Below are 14,629 nucleotides of genomic sequence, written 5' to 3'. Positions count from 1 at the left end.
GACTGGCCGTGCCTAGACCGGCAGTTCGATGTTCACACGGGTCCAGCCTGCCTCGCTCTCCATCCAGATCCGCCCACCATGGGCCTGCACGATCGACCGGGTGATGGCCAGCCCCAGCCCGGCATGTTCGCGCCCTCCGTCGCTGCGCGCGGCGTCGGCGCGGTAGAAGCGGTCGAACAGGCGTGGCAGCACTTCAGGCTCGATGCCCGGCCCGGTATTGGCCACGCACAAGCGCACGCCGGGCGCCAGGTTCACGCGGATTTCGCCACCCGCAGGGGTGAAGCGCAGGGCATTGTCGAGCAGGTTGGACAACGCCCGGCGCAGCATCTGGCGGTCCCCGTGCAGCGCAGCCTGGCCCTCGCGGCCCAGGCGCACCCCGGCGTCCTCGGCCAGCACCGCGTAGTACTCCAGCAGGGCATCGACTTCGTCTTCCAGTTGCAACGGCTGTTGCCCCGGCACCAGCAGACCGTGGTCGGCCTTGGCCAGGAACAGCATGTCGTTGACCATCTGCGCCATGCGCTGCAATTCGTCGAGGTTGCCGTGCAGCGCTTCGCGATACTGCTCCAGGCTGCGCGGGCGGGTGAGGGTGACCTGGGTGTGGGTGAGCAGGTTCGACAGCGGCGTGCGCAGCTCGTGGGCGATGTCGGCGGAGAACGCCGACAGGCGTTGGAAGGCATCGTCCAGGCGCTGCAGCATGGCATTGACGGCGCTGGCCAGCTCCGCCAGCTCGTCCGGCAACTCGTGGGCCGGCAGGCGCGTGGTCAGCGAGCGTGCCGACACACTGGCAGCCACCTTGCCCATCTGCCGCAGCGGGCGCAGGCCGCGGCGCACCGCCCAGGCGCCGAGCAGCGCGGTGGCCAGGGCCGAGAGGCCGACGGTCAGCCAGATCAACTGCTGCATGCGTTGCAGGAAATGCTGGTGGTGGGTGATGTCCAGGTACAGCGTCAGGCGTGGCGATTGGGCGTCGTCGCTGCGCAGCGGCGCCTCCAGGCTGCGGTAGTCGACCCCACGCGCATGCTGGGTGGCCAGGCCCGCACGTGCAGGGGCGGGCGGCAGATCCGCTCGGCTGACGAACCAAGTGTCACCTTGCGCGCTGCGGATGCGCAGCGCCAGGTCGGCCTGATGGCCCAGCTCGGCACGCAGTTCGGTCAGGCGTGCAGGCAGGTCGCCGGCCGTGCGCAGCCCCGACAGTTGCTGGCGCCACTGCGACAACCGCCCCGCCAGCAACTGCTGGTCGAGTTCGATGAAATGGCCGGCGCTGGCCTGGCTGAACGACAGCCCGGCGATCAACGACACCGTGGCGGTGCAGGCGGCGAACAGCAAACCCAGACGCGTGCCCAGCGACAGGCGCAGCTTCATTCCAGGCGTTCCTCGAGCACATAACCCATGCCGCGTACGGTGTGGATCAGCTTGGTGGTGTGGGCGTCGTCGATCTTCAAGCGCAGACGGCGGATCGCCACTTCGATGACGTTGGTGTCGCTGTCGAAGTTCATGTCCCACACCTGCGAGGCGATCAGCGACTTGGGCAGCACCTCGCCCTGGCGACGCAGGAGCAGTTCCAGCAGGGCGAACTCCTTGGCGGTGAGGTCCAGACGGCGGTCGGCGCGCTCCACCCGGCGGCGGATCAGGTCCAGGCGCAGGTCGGCGACGCTCAGGCACGTGTCCTGGGTGGCGCCACCGCCACGGCGCAGCAGGCTGCGCACCCGCGCCAGCAGCTCGGCGAAGGCGAACGGCTTGACCAGGTAATCGTCGGCGCCCAGCTCCAGGCCACGCACGCGGTCCTGCACGGTGTCGCGGGCGGTGAGGAACAGCACTGGCGTGTCGAGGCCGGCCTGGCGCACGCGCTGCACGATCTGCCAGCCATCGAGCCCCGGCAGCATCACGTCGAGCAGCAACAGGTCGTAGTCGCCGGTCAGCGCCAGGTGCAGGCCGGTGTCGCCGTCGTTGGCGAGCTCGGTGGCAAAACCCGCTTCGCGCAGGCCCTGGCACAGGTACTGGCCGGTCTTGGCCTGGTCTTCGACGATCAGCAGTTTCATGGTGGCGGTTTCCTGGGCGTTCGCGGCGGGGCAAGGATACGTCAGCCAGGCGCACGGCGGCCAAGCTGACAGCTTTGTAATCTGCGTGTCAGGTGTTCGCCAGCGGCGGGCGGATAGGGTGGCTGCATCGCGTCACCTTATCGTTGGAGTACCCATGAAACCGCTGTTGCTCACCGCTGCCCTGTCGTTGTTCAGCCTGCCGGCCCTGGCCGATACCTTCGCCTTCGGCCAACCGGCGCCGGCCGTCCAGGCCGATCGCACCGTCGAAGTGCTGCTCAAGGACATCGCCTTCGAGCCTTCCAGCCTGCACGTCAAGGCGGGCGAGACCGTACGCTTCGTGCTGATCAACGAAGGCAAGCTGCCCCACGAATTCAACCTGGGCGACAAGGCCATGCATGTCGAACACCAGAAAGAGATGCTGGCCATGCAGGGGCAGACGTTCGCCGGCGCCGGCCAGCAAGGCGCTGGGCATGACGCCATGCAGCATGGCCACGGCGCCCATGCGCACGGTGCGGGCAACACCGTGCTGGTGCAGCCGGGCCAGCGCGCCGAGTTGACCTGGACCTTCAGCGCTTCGGCGCCCATCGAGTTCGCCTGCAACGTTCCCGGGCATTACCAGGCGGGGATGGTGGGGCCGTTGACCATCGAGTGATTCGCAGGATAGAGGGCAGCGCTTCGGGCCAGTTACAGACGTGCGGCGCCCAGGCCGTCATCGGGCGCAGGCAGTGAGGCCGTTGGCCAGCGCATCAGCCGCAGGATGGAGCGGTGGCGCTCGCGGCTTGGGCAAACGCGCGGCGCCACCCGGCGCTGCCCCAGCCGCGGCCGGTCGGGCAAGCTGCCGGCCGCCCCGAAACCCGGTAGAATCGCCCGCATTTGACTCTGCAGGCAGCTTCCTCCATGCATCCTTCCGCCGAACATTCGCCGCTGGGCAAGTCCAGCGAATACATCGCCACCTATACCCCCTCGCTGCTGTTCCCCATCCCGCGCCTGGCCAAATGGACCGAGCTGGGCGTCAGCGCCCAGGCCTTGCCGTGGCAGGGCGTGGACTACTGGAACTGCTTCGAGCTGTCGTGGCTGCTGCCGTCGGGCAAGCCCGTGGTGGCCATCGGCGAATTCGCCATTCCTGCCGACTCGCCGAACATCATCGAGTCCAAGTCCTTCAAGCTCTACCTCAACTCGCTGAATCAGACCGCTTTCACCACCAGCGACGAACTGCGCGCCTGCCTGGTGAACGACCTTTCCGCCGCCGCCGGCAAACCGGTCGCCGTGCGCATCCGCACGTTGGCCGAAGTCGAAGAGGAGGGCACCACCGCCTTGCCAGGCCAGTGCATCGATGCGCTGGACGTGACCATCGACAGCTACGACCATCCGCAACCCGAGCTGCTGCGCTGCAACCCCGAGCGCATCGTGGAGGAGACGCTGCACAGCCACCTGCTCAAATCCAACTGCCCGGTCACCAGCCAGCCGGACTGGGGCAGCGTAGTGGTGGACTACCAGGGTTCGGCGCTGGACCACGCCAGCCTACTGACGTACCTGGTGAGCTTCCGCCAGCACTCGGACTTCCACGAGCAGTGCGTGGAGCGCATCTATCTGGACTTGCAGCGATTGCTGAACCCGCAGCGCCTGACCGTCTACGCGCGCTATGTGCGCCGGGGTGGGTTGGACATCAACCCGTACCGTAGCAGCGAGGCCATCGCGCCGCGCAACTTGCGCCTCGTGCGCCAGTAAGGCGTATCCGAGGTGGTCGGAGTGGGGATCGAGGCCAGGGTGAAGCGGGCGGGTGGTTTCACCCTGGCCTGAGCGCTGGCGTCTCCGGGGGCGGTCGCCGCCTCAGATACCCATGCTGTGCAGCGAGTTGGCGATGCTGCGCAGCGTGGCGGTGAGGTCCGGGTGCTCGGCTTCGAAACGTTCGATGGCCAGGTTGACACCGTCGACCACATTGTTGTCGGCCGAGGCTTGTTCGAGTTTGAGCTGCGCTTCGACCTCGCGCGCTTCTTCGTGCAGGTCGGCGACTTCCTGCTCGGACAACGGCACGTTGCGATCCAGCTGTTCGCGCAGGCTGTTCAGACGCGCTTGCAGTTCGGGGGCGGACATGGGGGGCACTCCTTCAATGACGTAAGGCATGGACCTACGCAATCGGCCAAAGGTTTCTGGCCTACGGGCAAGCGTAATCCACCCGTCGCCACTTTGCCTGTCCAGGGCATCGCCTGGCACTCGATCGCAAAGCTGTTCATCGGCAGCGGAGGTCTTATACTGGCGCCTTGTCAGGCACCCGCGTCCCCGCGCGTGCCGCCGTGAACCCCTCGATGGAGAAGCATTATGCGTAGGACCGGCGTGATTGATCGCGTCACCCAGGCCTGTATCTGTGCCAGCTTGCTGCTGGCGCCGATCACGGCGACTCAGGCCGCCACCGAGGACGACCCCTGGGAAGCCGTCAACCGGCCGATCTTCAAGTTCAACGACGTGCTCGACACCTATGCCCTCAAGCCTCTGGCCAAGGGCTACCAGGCGATCACCCCGCAGTTCGTCGAAGACGGCATCCACAACGTGTTCAGCAACCTGGGCGATGTCACCAACCTGGCCAACGACGTGTTGCAGCTCAAGTACCACGCCGCGGGTGTGGACACGGCGCGCCTGATCGTCAACACCACGTTCGGCCTGGGCGGCCTGATCGACGTCGGTACGCACATGGGCCTGACCCGCAACGACGAAGACTTCGGCCAGACCCTGGGCTACTGGGGCGTGCCGAGCGGCCCGTACGTGGTCATCCCGTTGCTGGGGCCGAGCACCGTGCGTGACGGCCTGGCGCGCTACCCGGACACCTACACCAAGCCGTATCGCTATATCGACCACGTTCCGACCCGCAACACCATCTTCGCCGCAGACGTGATCGACACCCGCGCCCAACTGCTGTCGGCGGAAAAGCTGATCAGCGGCGACAAGTACATCTTCATCCGCAACGCCTACCTGCAGAACCGCGAGTTCCGCGTCAAGGACGGCGAGGTCGAAGACGACTTCTGATCCACCCGCGCAGCGAGCCGCCGACCCACCGCGCGGCTCAGCGCATTTCCAGGATCCGCAGCCCCAGCTTCTGCTCCCCATCGGGCTGATCGGCGATCCACACCACTTCCGTGCTCGCCTGCAGGCCTTTGAGCGCGGCATGTTCCGACTCGATGCGCACTTCGATGCGGTCACCTACCCGAAAATGCTGCGGGGCTTGCACCTGCATGCCGCTGCTCGACAGGTCGAGGCACACGGCAGCTACCACTTCGCCGGCATGCAACAGGCTGGCGGCCGTATCGACCCGCATACGGATGAAATCGCGTTTCTCGCTGTAGTTCGGGGGCGTCTGTGACATGGGGCAACCTTCCATCCGGTAGGGCTTGGGAACTTTCTTATAACTCCCGGCGATTTCGCCTGTAAAGTGCGGGAACGTCGCGCCTGCCGCGCTTGAAACGCCTGGCGGATGGGAGTACCGTCTGCGCCTTACAGGGCACTTCTACCCTGGGCAGCCCGCGAGCCCCTCGCACCCTTGTCCAGCGTGAGTGGCCAGAGAGAATTCCAGTAGTCGGCTGCCAGCCACCTTGCAGCGCTACGCCAACCTATTTCTGGCGCCGTTCGCCCACATGCAGAAAACCAGTGCAACGCTGCTGATCATCGATGACGACGACGTAGTGCGCGAGAGCCTCGCCGCCTATCTCGAAGACAGCGGCTTCCGCGTGCTCCAGGCCAACAATGGCCAGCTCGGCCTGCAAACCTTCGAACAGCAGAACCCGGACCTCGTCATCTGCGACCTGCGCATGCCGCACATGGGCGGGCTGGAACTGATCCGCACGCTCAACGAGCGCGCGCCGCAGTTGCCGGTCATCGTGGTCTCCGGCGCAGGCGTGATGAGCGATGCCGTCGAGGCCCTGCGCCTGGGCGCGGCCGACTACCTGATCAAACCGCTGGAAGACCTCGCCGTGCTCGAGCACTCGGTGCACCGCGCCCTCGAGCGTGCGCGCCTGCAGCACGAAAACCAGCGCTATCGGGAAAAACTGGAAGCGACCAACCGCGAACTGCAAGCCAGCCTGAGCCTGTTGCAGGAAGACCAGACCGCCGGCCGCCAGGTGCAGATGAACATGCTCCCGCAAAGCCCGTGGAGCGCGTCGGGCTTCGCCTTCGAGCACCAGATCATCCCCTCGCTTTATCTGTCGGGTGATTTCGTCGACTACTTCCGTGTCGACGACAAGCGCATCGCCTTCTACCTGGCCGATGTGTCCGGACATGGCGCCTCGTCGGCCTTCGTCACCGTGCTGCTCAAGTTCATGACCACGCGCCTGTTGTTCGAATTCAAGCGCAACAGCGCGTTGCGCGACTTCAAACCGTCCGACGTGCTGGGCCACATCAACCGCGGCCTGATCAACTGCAAGCTGGGCAAGCACGTGACCATGGTCGGCGGCGTGATCGACGAAGACACGGGCCTGCTGACCTACGCCGTCGGCGGCCACCTGCCGCTGCCGGTTTTGTATACCCCCGACCAGGCGCGCTACCTCGAAGGGCGCGGGCTGCCGGTGGGCCTGTTCGAAGAGGCGAGCTACCAGGACCACGTCGTGGAGCTGCCGCCGCAGTTCAGCCTCACCCTGCTGTCGGACGGCATCCTGGACCTGTTGCCAGGGAGTACGCTGAAAGAGAAAGAAGCTGGCTTGCCCGACGTGGTCAAGGCAGCGGGCGGCAGCCTGGATGGCCTACGCCGACGATTCGGATTGTCTACGCTTGGGGAGATGCCGGATGATATCGCCCTCTTGGTGCTGAGCAGGAACCTCCAATGAGTACTGGAAGAATCCAGTTTGCCGAAGAAACCGGCACCTTCGTGCTGAAGTTCGTCGGTGAAGTGCGTCTGACCTTGTGCACGGCCTTGGACGCCACCATCGAGAAAATCTTCAGTTCGTTGAGTTTCTCCAACATCGTCATCGACCTGACCGAAACCGAGAGCATGGACAGCACCACCCTGGGGCTGCTGGCCAAACTGTCGATCCTCTCGCGTCAGAAGGTCGGCCTGCTGCCGACCGTGGTCACCACGCACCCGGACATTTCCCGGCTGTTGCAGTCGATGGGCTTCGATCAGGTGTTCAACATCGTCGACCACCCGTTACCTTGCCCGGAGTGCCTGGACGAGCTGCCGCCACAAGACCAGAGCGAAGACCTGGTGCGCGCCAAGGTGCTCGAAGCGCACCGCATCCTGATGGGCTTGAACGACTCCAACCGCGAGGCGTTCCGCGATCTGGTCAATGCGCTGGAGCGCAGCTGATCGCCTGCCGAGCGCGCTGACTCGATGCGTCGGTTTCTGCGCCAGCGTCCGCTCGGTCAGCCCCTGCGCACGAATTCCGTCTTCGGCGACCCATCGGCGTTGAGCTGAAACACCCGCACCGGCCGCCCGTCATCATCGAAAAACACCTGCCCCAGCCCCGCGCTGTTCCACAGCCGTTCGCCAGTGTGCCCATGGCTCGGCGTGCGCGGCTCGATCTGCATCCTGCGCCGCTTGGTGAAGCCGTTCAGCGGCGAGTGCGGCGCATACAGCCAACGGTTCAACCGGTCCAGCACCTCCAGCAAGCGCTTGGGAAACTGGTTCTTGATGCCGCTGCTGGTCACCTGCCACAGGTGCGGGCTGCGCTGGCGATCGCGAATCAGCACTTCGTAGACGAACGAGTAATGCACATCGCCCGACAAGACCACGTAATGCCCCGGCGTGCGCGAATGGCGAAAGATGTTGAGGATGGTCTGCGCGCCTTCGCGGTGGGCCATCCAGTTTTCCGCATCGACCAGCAGCGGATACCCCAGCCAGCTGAACACCCGCTGCACCGTCTCGATCAGCTTGACCCCGAAAATCGGCGCCGGCGAGACGATCACCGCCGAGGGATGGTCCAGCAGCGCCTGCTGCAACTCGCACAAGCCTTCCCAGTCCAGCAGCCCCGAGGGTTTGTGCGGATGGTCCTGGTTGCGCCAGCGCCGCGTGCGGGTGTCTAGCACCAGCAGCGGCGGGTCGCTGGCGATCTGGTAATGCCAGCCCTGGAAATGCAGCAGGCGCTCGATCAGCGCATCGTGCTGCGCGACGTCCAACGTCGAGCCACCGTGCAGCAGCCCGTTGGCCGCCTCGATCAACGGCGCACAGCGCTGCGGATCGTTGCCCCAGCCTTGGCACAGCAGGTAGCCCAGCAGCGCATTGCCGATGATCCGCCGCGAGAACGGGTGGCCATAGGCGGTCTGCTCCCACAGCGCCGAGAGGTTCCAGTCGTCGGTGATGTCGTGGTCGTCGAAGATCATCAGGCAACTCAGGTGCGCCATGACCCGCGCCACCCGGTCCAGCCCGCGGCTGAACGCCTGTACAGGGGGCAGCTCATCGCCGTAGCGCTGCCGATGCGCTTCGCTGAGGCCCGCCGGCATGCCCAATTCGACCAACGCCCACGGCACCGGCGACCACACCAGCAAGTACATCGCCATCACCTCGGCGAAGCTGACCAAGTGGTTGTCGGCATTGCTCGAAGAAAAGATCGGCTTGCGCTTGCCGCCGAAGAAGCGCCGTCGCAGGCCTTCGTTACCGGGGTTGCTGGGCAGGAGTTCGGCCCGCTGGTAATAGCTGGCCGTATCCCCATGCAGCGCCTGGCTGTGCTCGATGCACGCGCCTTCCAGCACTTCGTCGAACAGCCCCAGCCGCTCGATCAGTTGGTGGATAGCCTGCAACATCGGCCCGGCCACGTCGTCGACGTACACCTGATCCCCGGTCATCAACAGCGCCGCCGGCCACTGCTGCGGCGCGTCGCAGGCCAGCAGCACGTCGTCGGCGCACAGCAGGCCGTCGTTGGCCGGGTGGTGCGGCTTGCGGCAAGAGCCATGCAACAACTGGTCGAAGCGCCCGCGCAGCACCAGGCTCGGCATCGACTCGCCGGGGTAGAGCAGATGCGCCGCCCAGTCCCGGACGCCGCCCAGGCCCGGCACCTGCACGTCGTAGGCGAGCCGGGTATCGACCGGCAGCGGCGTGCCGAAGGTGACGTCGAGCAAATGCACGAACGCGTGCTGGCCGATAGGGACCACGGTGCAGTCCGTCTCACAAGGGTACCTCGGCAGTTGGACGACAGGCGCCAGCGCACGGGTCGCCACCAGCCAGATCGCCAGGCGCTGAGGTTCTGACCGCCGCAGCACGGGGCCGGCGAGGATGCAGGGAAGGGAAGAGGTCATTGCGCTATCGACTGCGAGGAAGAGGGGAAGGGGCGCTTGCGCGCCGAAGGCCAAAGGTGCGCCGGTGCCGCATCACGGCCCCGGCGCACCGAAACCCTCACTGCGCCATCAGCGCTTCGAGTTTTTCCTGGTCGCGGGCGAATTGACGAATGCCTTCGGCAAGCTTCTCGGTGCTCATCGCGTCTTCGTTCAAGTCCCAGCGGAACTGGCTTTCGCTCAGTTGCCGCTTGGCTTCACCGGTTTTGCCCGGCTTGAGCACGCGCGGCAGGTCGCCTTCGTCTTCGCTGAGCTTTTGCAGCAGTTCCGGGCTGATGGTCAGGCGGTCGCAGCCGGCCAGTTGCTCGATCTGGTTGATGTTGCGGAAGCTTGCGCCCATGACCACGGTGTCGTAGCCGTTGGTCTTGTAGTAGTCATAGATGCGCGCCACCGACTGCACGCCTGGATCGTCGGCACCGGTGTATTCCTTACCGGTGCTTTTCTTGTACCAGTCGTAGATGCGGCCCACGAACGGCGAGATCAGGAACACGCCGGCATCGGCACAGGCCTGCGCCTGGGCGAAGGAGAACAGCAGGGTGAGGTTGGTCTGGATGCCTTCCTTCTCCAGCTTCTCGGCGGCGCGGATGCCTTCCCAGGTGGAGGCCAGCTTGATCAGCACGCGGTCGCGGCTTACACCGGCCTTGTCGTACAGCGCGATCAGATGACGCGCTTTTTCCAGCAGCGCCGGCTCATCGAACGACAGACGTGCATCAACCTCAGTGGAAATGCGACCCGGAATTTTCTCCAGCAGCCCGCTGCCTACGCTGACCGAGAACTGGTCGCAGGCCGCTTGGACATTGCCTTTGGCATCGCTTTTGACCTTCTTCAGCAGCTCCGCATAGCTTTCCAGACCAGAAGCCTTGAGCAGCAGCGAAGGGTTGGTAGTGGCATCTTCCGGCTTGAGCCGAATGATGGCTTCCAGGTCGCCGGTGTCGGCGACCACGGTAGTGAACTGTTTGAGTTGTTCCAGCTTGGAGGTCATGGCGTGCTCTTTCCTTTGCGAGTTCTCGACAGTACCCGACGGTCGGGCTCCGCTCAAGGCGGGTAGGACAAGTCGGATCAGACTGTAGGCTTCGAGTCGGCGCCCCCCAGCAGGTTCACTTCACCGCCCCTGCAACAGCTCAGCGGCCTGGTCCAGCACCGCCAACGGCTCGGGATGCTTGTGGATGTCCGACGACAACAACTGACGGAAACGCCGCGCCCCCGGGAACCCCTGACCCAGGCCGAGGATGTGCCGCGTCACGTGATGCATCGCACCGCCGCTTTCCAGGTGCGCGACGATGTACGGCCGCAACTGCGCCAACGCTTCGGCCCGGCTGATCACCGGCGCGGTGCTGCCGAACAACTGCTGGTCGACCTCGGCCAGCAAGTACGGATTGTGGTAAGCCTCGCGGCCCAGCATCACGCCGTCGAAGGTCTGCAGATGCGCCTGACATTCCTCCAGCGTCTTGATCCCGCCATTGAGCACGATCTCCAGGTCCGGGAAGTCGGCCTTGAGCTGCGCGGCGACGTCATAGCGCAGCGGCGGCACCTCGCGGTTTTCCTTGGGCGACAGGCCTTCGAGGATGGCGATGCGTGCATGCACGGTGAAGCTGCGGCACCCGGCCTCGCGCACCTGACCGACGAAGTCGCACAGCTCGGCATAGCTGTCGCGGCCGTTGATGCCGATGCGGTGCTTGACGGTGATCGGCGTGGCGACGGCGTCGCGCATGGCCTTGACGCAGTCGGCCACCAGCGCGGGGTGGGCCATGAGGCAGGCGCCGATCATGTTGTTCTGCACGCGGTCGCTGGGGCAGCCGACGTTGAGGTTGACCTCGTCGTAGCCGGCGGCTTGGGCGAGCTTGGCGCAGGCGGCGAGGTCGGTTGGGACACTGCCGCCGAGTTGGAGGGCCAGGGGGTGTTCGGTTTCGTCGTGGCGCAGGAAACGGTGCGGATCGCTGTGGAGTAGGGCGCCGGTGGTGACCATTTCGGTGTAGAGGAGGGTGTGTTTGGAGAGGAGGCGTAGGAAGAAGCGGCAGTGGCGGTCGGTCCAGTCCATCATGGGGGCGACGCTGAAGCGGCGGGAGGGTTCAGGGCTTTGCGCTTCTGGGTTTGAAGCTAATTTTGTAGGGGATTCGTTCAACGTGTTCTGTACCGGTTTTCGTAGGGGTAGGGCGTTTTCGAATGGGGTTGGTGCAATGTACCAATCTTGAAAGGATGTGTACCAACTCCCTATAGCAACCATTCGGACGCGCAAAAAAGCTGATGGCATACCCAGTTATCTGGTCCAGATTCGTATCAGCCGCACAGGGCGACAGTCTATCAAGAGAGCCGGACCTTTGCCCCAAAGCCGACCGCGCAGGCCTGGGCCAAGCGTCGGGAAGCCGAACCATCCGACCTGGGTGCAGTTGAGCGCGCCAAGCGCCTAGATTGACGTTCAAGCACATGATCGAGCACTACATACTCGAAACGAAAAAAACTCGATGAAATCGAGGTAACTGGCCCGCCGGCCACGCTCACGTTGCGCGGTAAGGCCAGTGACATGCGTGGCAGCGACAAGGCTACCCGCAGCGGAAGCTGGGAAGGCGTTACGCTTGCGCAGTCAGCGATCTGGCCGCGCGCAATGGCTGGAAACCTGGCTGCACCGTGCAGACCAAGGTGGCCCGCGTCGACCAGCGCAACGAGTCGGACTTTAACTTCATCACCCGGCTGGCCAAGCAGTACGACTGCACGGCCAAGGTGGGCGACGGGCAGTTGCTGGTCATGCCGCGCCAGGGTGGCAGCACGCCCGGCGGCAAGGCCTTTGGCGCGATCACCCTGCAGCCTGGTGACGTGAACCGCTACAGCTTCCGCCTGGGCGACCGCACCACGCAAAAGGCAGTGAAGACGCAGCACCAAGACAAGAACACCGGCGCGTTGAGGGTCGTGGAGCTGGACAACGACGAGGCGCCCGAAGGCCTGCCCGCTGTACACACCGACCGCCATATCTACCCGGACAAGGGCGCTGCCGAGCAAGCGGCCAAAGCGCGCCTGGCGGCATTCAACCGCAGCACTGCCGGCGTGCGGTTGGAAATGCTCGGACGCACCGACCTGTTTGCCGAAAGATCGATCAACGCCCAGGGCTTCAAAAACGGGCTCGATGGCGAGTACCTGGTGGACAGCGTGGAACAAGTCTTCATGCCCTCGGGCTGGTCGACGACGGTTGAGCGCAACGGCGGCAAAAAGGGCAAGGCCAAGGCCAATTACCGAAAAGCAGTTGCTTGAAATCCTCCCGAACGCCGGCCGCAAAGCCGGCGTTTTCGTTCCTGGCCTCAATGCCACCATGGGCAAGTACGCCATCGTCACGCGGCTGCGCATGGCCGCATTTCTGGCCCAGGTCGGCCATGAGTCGGGACAGCTGCAGTACGTGCGCGAACTGGGCAACGACAAGTACCTGGGCAAGTACGACACCGGGCGCTTGGCTGAGCGCCTTGGCAACTCGCCCGAGGCGGGTGGGGACGGCCAACTGTACCGCGGCCGTGGCCTGATTCAGGTCACGGGCCGCACCAACTACCGCGACTGCAGCGAGGCGCTATTTGGTGACAGCCGTTTGCTCAACACGCCGGAGCTGTTCGAGCAGCCGGTGTACGCCTCGCTGTCGGCCGGATGGTTCTGGCAGCGGGCGGGGCTCAACAGCCTGGCCGATAAGGTGGCAAGCGCGGACGACGCGGTATTCGAACAAATCACCCGCAAGATCAACGGCGGTACCAATGGCCTGGCGGATCGGCAGGCGCTCTATCGGCGTGCGCTGGAGGTGCTGCAGTGATCCTCCCGGCCTGGCTGCGGTCCTTGTCGACGTTGGCCGCCGGCGTCGTGGCCGGTGTAGTCGTTGGCGGTGCATGCACCTGGCTGTGGCAGGAGAACAGCTATACCCGTCAGCTGGCCGAGCAGTCGACAGGGTACGTCCGGCAACTGAAAGAACTGGGTGAGGGGTACGGACGTGAGCGCGCAGAAGCGGCCGCTGCAGCGCTGGACCAGCTGACCCAGCAACGTGACCAGCGCCGCGCGCTGGAAGAGCGCCTCGACCTGCAGGCGAAGACCCATTCCAAGGAGTTGAACGATGCTCAAAAAGGCCAAGCTCGCTTGCGTGATCAGCTGGCCACTAGCGATTTGCGGCTGTCAGTCCTTATCGACCGAACCACCGTTACCGGCGCGAGTTGTGACGGTGGGCTGCGAGAAGCCGCCGGCGCCGCAGGCGTGGTTCATGGAGTCATTCGAGCCGAACTTGACCCAACGCATGCTCAACGAATTGTCAGTATCACAAATGAAGGTGACAACGGATTGAGGGCGTTGCAAGCTTGCCAAAGTTATATTAAAGAAATACTGAGGTGGGTTGCTGATTAACCAATTCTATTGACCTAAAACTTCATTGCCTAGGCGTTAAATCAATGGGGGAAGCCTGGGTTTCGGAAGCGGGAAGCTTTCCGTAATAATTTGATTTTCCTTTCAATGTCGCCGTCCATTATTGGTGAGTCTAAGAAAGAGTTTGCTTCACGCAAGCTGTTAAATGTATTTCTCGCATAGAATATAATCAGGGATCTGAATATGTCGTTTATTTGGTAGGATAAAGATTCAGATAAAGGTGAAGTCACGCCTGCATGAACATTGCGATTTCTATATGTGCGGGCTGACTCAAGGATCTGCTTAACTAATTCATGCTCATTATATAAATATGAACAGCGCCTAACGACGAGCTCAGCATTGTTGCTCTCGCTCACTACAGATTCAAGGGCGCCCCATAGTCTTATGATTGCATGATCACTGTCTTTTTCATCTAAGGCTCGAGAATATCTTATTAGTGCATCTCTGATTATTTTGCCGTCTTTTATATTTTCAATCTTGCGTAGGATCTTTTTGGTATTTTTAGCCAAGCTCGCCAGAGTTTCCTCCGGTATTTGATATGGCTTTGCCGCTTTACGATCCTCATACCAGAATGTATCAGTTGCAAGATCTCCATTTTCATGGTGGACAGTATGCATGCCCTCAACCAGGATTCTATTCATAGGCGCTGCAATTCGCCCAGTTAGGTTCAGTTTCATCCCCATATTGACATGTAATGCCAAAATCCCTCTTAAATAATCCAAGGCATTAAAGGCTGTGTGAAACGCATCTTCGGGGCTTTTTGCTTGGATAGCGATTGTTATAACTGTCGCGTCGGTAGGCGTGTAAGGATGGTCAACTTTCCATCGCTTAGCAAGTTCTGACCTGCTACGAAACTTACGAGGCATCTCAGAGCCTTTGAAGCTTATTATTGTATCGCCTATCTTTATTGACTTGAACGGAGAGCCACCTGTCAATGAGAGTGAAGTGACAACGAAAAATTT

At 63.2% G+C, this 14,629-nt stretch carries 15 protein-coding genes and 1 pseudogene; 8 read left to right on the top strand and 8 right to left on the bottom strand.

Features of this window, described 5'->3' with window-relative positions; genetic code table 11:
* Nucleotides 1-12: 12 nt before the first annotated feature.
* Entirely contained in the window at nt 13-1,359 is a 1,347-nt protein-coding gene (locus tag AA0Z93_RS00080; RefSeq protein ID WP_413046884.1) for a heavy metal sensor histidine kinase, read from the bottom strand.
* Nucleotides 1,356-2,036, bottom strand: coding sequence for a heavy metal response regulator transcription factor (locus tag AA0Z93_RS00075; RefSeq protein ID WP_413046885.1), 681 nt, complete (start codon nt 2,034-2,036; stop codon nt 1,356-1,358). The genes AA0Z93_RS00080 and AA0Z93_RS00075 overlap by 4 nt, the downstream gene beginning before the upstream one ends.
* Nucleotides 2,037-2,190: 154 nt before the next feature.
* Between AA0Z93_RS00075 and AA0Z93_RS00070 the strand changes: the two genes are divergently transcribed.
* Nucleotides 2,191-2,688 carry a plastocyanin/azurin family copper-binding protein gene (locus tag AA0Z93_RS00070; protein WP_413046886.1) on the top strand — a complete coding sequence of 166 codons (498 nt, stop codon included), beginning with the start codon at nt 2,191-2,193 and terminating at the stop codon, nt 2,686-2,688.
* A gap of 245 nt (nt 2,689-2,933) precedes the next feature.
* Nucleotides 2,934-3,764: an NADPH-dependent 7-cyano-7-deazaguanine reductase QueF gene (gene queF / locus AA0Z93_RS00065; protein ID WP_413046887.1), complete on the top strand. Its 831-nt coding sequence runs from the start codon at nt 2,934-2,936 to the stop codon at nt 3,762-3,764.
* A gap of 102 nt (nt 3,765-3,866) precedes the next feature.
* On the opposite strand, the gene AA0Z93_RS00060 is transcribed toward queF, so the two are convergent.
* Nucleotides 3,867-4,130 carry a DUF4404 family protein gene (locus AA0Z93_RS00060; RefSeq protein WP_413046888.1) on the bottom strand — a complete coding sequence of 88 codons (264 nt, stop codon included), beginning with the start codon at nt 4,128-4,130 and terminating at the stop codon, nt 3,867-3,869.
* A gap of 225 nt (nt 4,131-4,355) precedes the next feature.
* On the opposite strand from AA0Z93_RS00060, the gene AA0Z93_RS00055 reads away from it, so the two are divergent.
* Entirely contained in the window at nt 4,356-5,057 is a 702-nt protein-coding gene (locus AA0Z93_RS00055) for a VacJ family lipoprotein (protein ID WP_413046889.1), read from the top strand.
* Nucleotides 5,058-5,094: 37 nt separating this feature from the next.
* Here AA0Z93_RS00055 and AA0Z93_RS00050 read toward each other — a convergent pair whose 3' ends face one another.
* Complete coding sequence (locus AA0Z93_RS00050) at nt 5,095-5,394, bottom strand: PilZ domain-containing protein (RefSeq protein WP_413046890.1); 300 nt, start codon at nt 5,392-5,394, stop codon at nt 5,095-5,097.
* A 268-nt stretch (nt 5,395-5,662) separates the two neighbouring features.
* Between AA0Z93_RS00050 and rssB the strand changes: the two genes are divergently transcribed.
* Both rssB and rssC read left to right on the top strand, forming a co-directional pair.
* Nucleotides 5,663-6,847: a two-component system response regulator RssB gene (gene rssB, locus AA0Z93_RS00045; RefSeq protein WP_413046891.1), complete on the top strand. Its 1,185-nt coding sequence runs from the start codon at nt 5,663-5,665 to the stop codon at nt 6,845-6,847.
* Entirely contained in the window at nt 6,844-7,326 is a 483-nt protein-coding gene (gene rssC / locus AA0Z93_RS00040) for an anti-sigma factor antagonist RssC (protein WP_296264001.1), read from the top strand. The genes rssB and rssC overlap by 4 nt, the downstream gene beginning before the upstream one ends.
* A gap of 56 nt (nt 7,327-7,382) precedes the next feature.
* Here rssC and AA0Z93_RS00035 read toward each other — a convergent pair whose 3' ends face one another.
* From AA0Z93_RS00035 to dusA, 3 genes are all read right to left on the bottom strand, one after another.
* Nucleotides 7,383-9,251, bottom strand: a complete 1,869-nt coding sequence (locus tag AA0Z93_RS00035; RefSeq protein WP_413046892.1) for an alkaline phosphatase D family protein — start codon at nt 9,249-9,251, stop codon at nt 7,383-7,385.
* A 97-nt stretch (nt 9,252-9,348) separates the two neighbouring features.
* Nucleotides 9,349-10,269, bottom strand: coding sequence for a transaldolase (tal, locus tag AA0Z93_RS00030; RefSeq protein ID WP_413046893.1), 921 nt, complete (start codon nt 10,267-10,269; stop codon nt 9,349-9,351).
* A gap of 120 nt (nt 10,270-10,389) precedes the next feature.
* Nucleotides 10,390-11,409 carry a tRNA dihydrouridine(20/20a) synthase DusA gene (gene dusA / locus AA0Z93_RS00025; protein WP_413046894.1) on the bottom strand — a complete coding sequence of 340 codons (1,020 nt, stop codon included), beginning with the start codon at nt 11,407-11,409 and terminating at the stop codon, nt 10,390-10,392.
* Nucleotides 11,410-11,745: 336 nt separating this feature from the next.
* Between dusA and AA0Z93_RS00020 the strand changes: the two are divergent.
* The 3 genes and pseudogenes from AA0Z93_RS00020 to AA0Z93_RS00010 form a co-directional block, all read left to right on the top strand.
* A pseudogene (locus AA0Z93_RS00020) lies at nt 11,746-12,530 on the top strand (phage late control D family protein); the annotation flags it as partial.
* Nucleotides 12,469-13,071, top strand: a complete 603-nt coding sequence (locus AA0Z93_RS00015) for a glycoside hydrolase family 19 protein (RefSeq protein ID WP_413046895.1) — start codon at nt 12,469-12,471, stop codon at nt 13,069-13,071. The pseudogene AA0Z93_RS00020 and the gene AA0Z93_RS00015, both read left to right, overlap by 62 nt.
* Nucleotides 13,068-13,649 carry a lysis system i-spanin subunit Rz gene (locus tag AA0Z93_RS00010; protein WP_413046896.1) on the top strand — a complete coding sequence of 194 codons (582 nt, stop codon included), beginning with the start codon at nt 13,068-13,070 and terminating at the stop codon, nt 13,647-13,649. The genes AA0Z93_RS00015 and AA0Z93_RS00010 overlap by 4 nt, the downstream gene beginning before the upstream one ends.
* Nucleotides 13,650-13,690: 41 nt before the next feature.
* Here AA0Z93_RS00010 and AA0Z93_RS00005 read toward each other — a convergent pair.
* On the bottom strand, nt 13,691-14,629 hold a 939-nt coding region (locus tag AA0Z93_RS00005), incomplete at its 5' end, for a hypothetical protein (protein WP_413398554.1).

It is taken from the genome of Pseudomonas phoenicis (genome assembly GCF_047302395.1).
Classification (GTDB): domain Bacteria; phylum Pseudomonadota; class Gammaproteobacteria; order Pseudomonadales; family Pseudomonadaceae; genus Aquipseudomonas.
This window is presented reverse-complemented; position numbering and strand designations above follow the sequence as displayed.

What these genes read in the sequence shown, in the direction of transcription:
- AA0Z93_RS00080 (WP_413046884.1), bottom strand. Translation starts at nt 1,359, where the DNA reads ATGAAGCTGCGCCTGTCGCTGGGCACGCGTCTGGGTTTGCTGTTCGCC.
- AA0Z93_RS00075 (WP_413046885.1), bottom strand. Translation starts at nt 2,036, where the DNA reads ATGAAACTGCTGATCGTCGAAGACCAGGCCAAGACCGGCCAGTACCTG.
- AA0Z93_RS00070 (WP_413046886.1), top strand. Translation starts at nt 2,191, where the DNA reads ATGAAACCGCTGTTGCTCACCGCTGCCCTGTCGTTGTTCAGCCTGCCG.
- queF (WP_413046887.1), top strand. Translation starts at nt 2,934, where the DNA reads ATGCATCCTTCCGCCGAACATTCGCCGCTGGGCAAGTCCAGCGAATAC.
- AA0Z93_RS00060 (WP_413046888.1), bottom strand. Translation starts at nt 4,130, where the DNA reads ATGTCCGCCCCCGAACTGCAAGCGCGTCTGAACAGCCTGCGCGAACAG.
- AA0Z93_RS00055 (WP_413046889.1), top strand. Translation starts at nt 4,356, where the DNA reads ATGCGTAGGACCGGCGTGATTGATCGCGTCACCCAGGCCTGTATCTGT.
- AA0Z93_RS00050 (WP_413046890.1), bottom strand. Translation starts at nt 5,394, where the DNA reads ATGTCACAGACGCCCCCGAACTACAGCGAGAAACGCGATTTCATCCGT.
- rssB (WP_413046891.1), top strand. Translation starts at nt 5,663, where the DNA reads ATGCAGAAAACCAGTGCAACGCTGCTGATCATCGATGACGACGACGTA.
- rssC (WP_296264001.1), top strand. Translation starts at nt 6,844, where the DNA reads ATGAGTACTGGAAGAATCCAGTTTGCCGAAGAAACCGGCACCTTCGTG.
- AA0Z93_RS00035 (WP_413046892.1), bottom strand. Translation starts at nt 9,251, where the DNA reads ATGACCTCTTCCCTTCCCTGCATCCTCGCCGGCCCCGTGCTGCGGCGG.
- tal (WP_413046893.1), bottom strand. Translation starts at nt 10,269, where the DNA reads ATGACCTCCAAGCTGGAACAACTCAAACAGTTCACTACCGTGGTCGCC.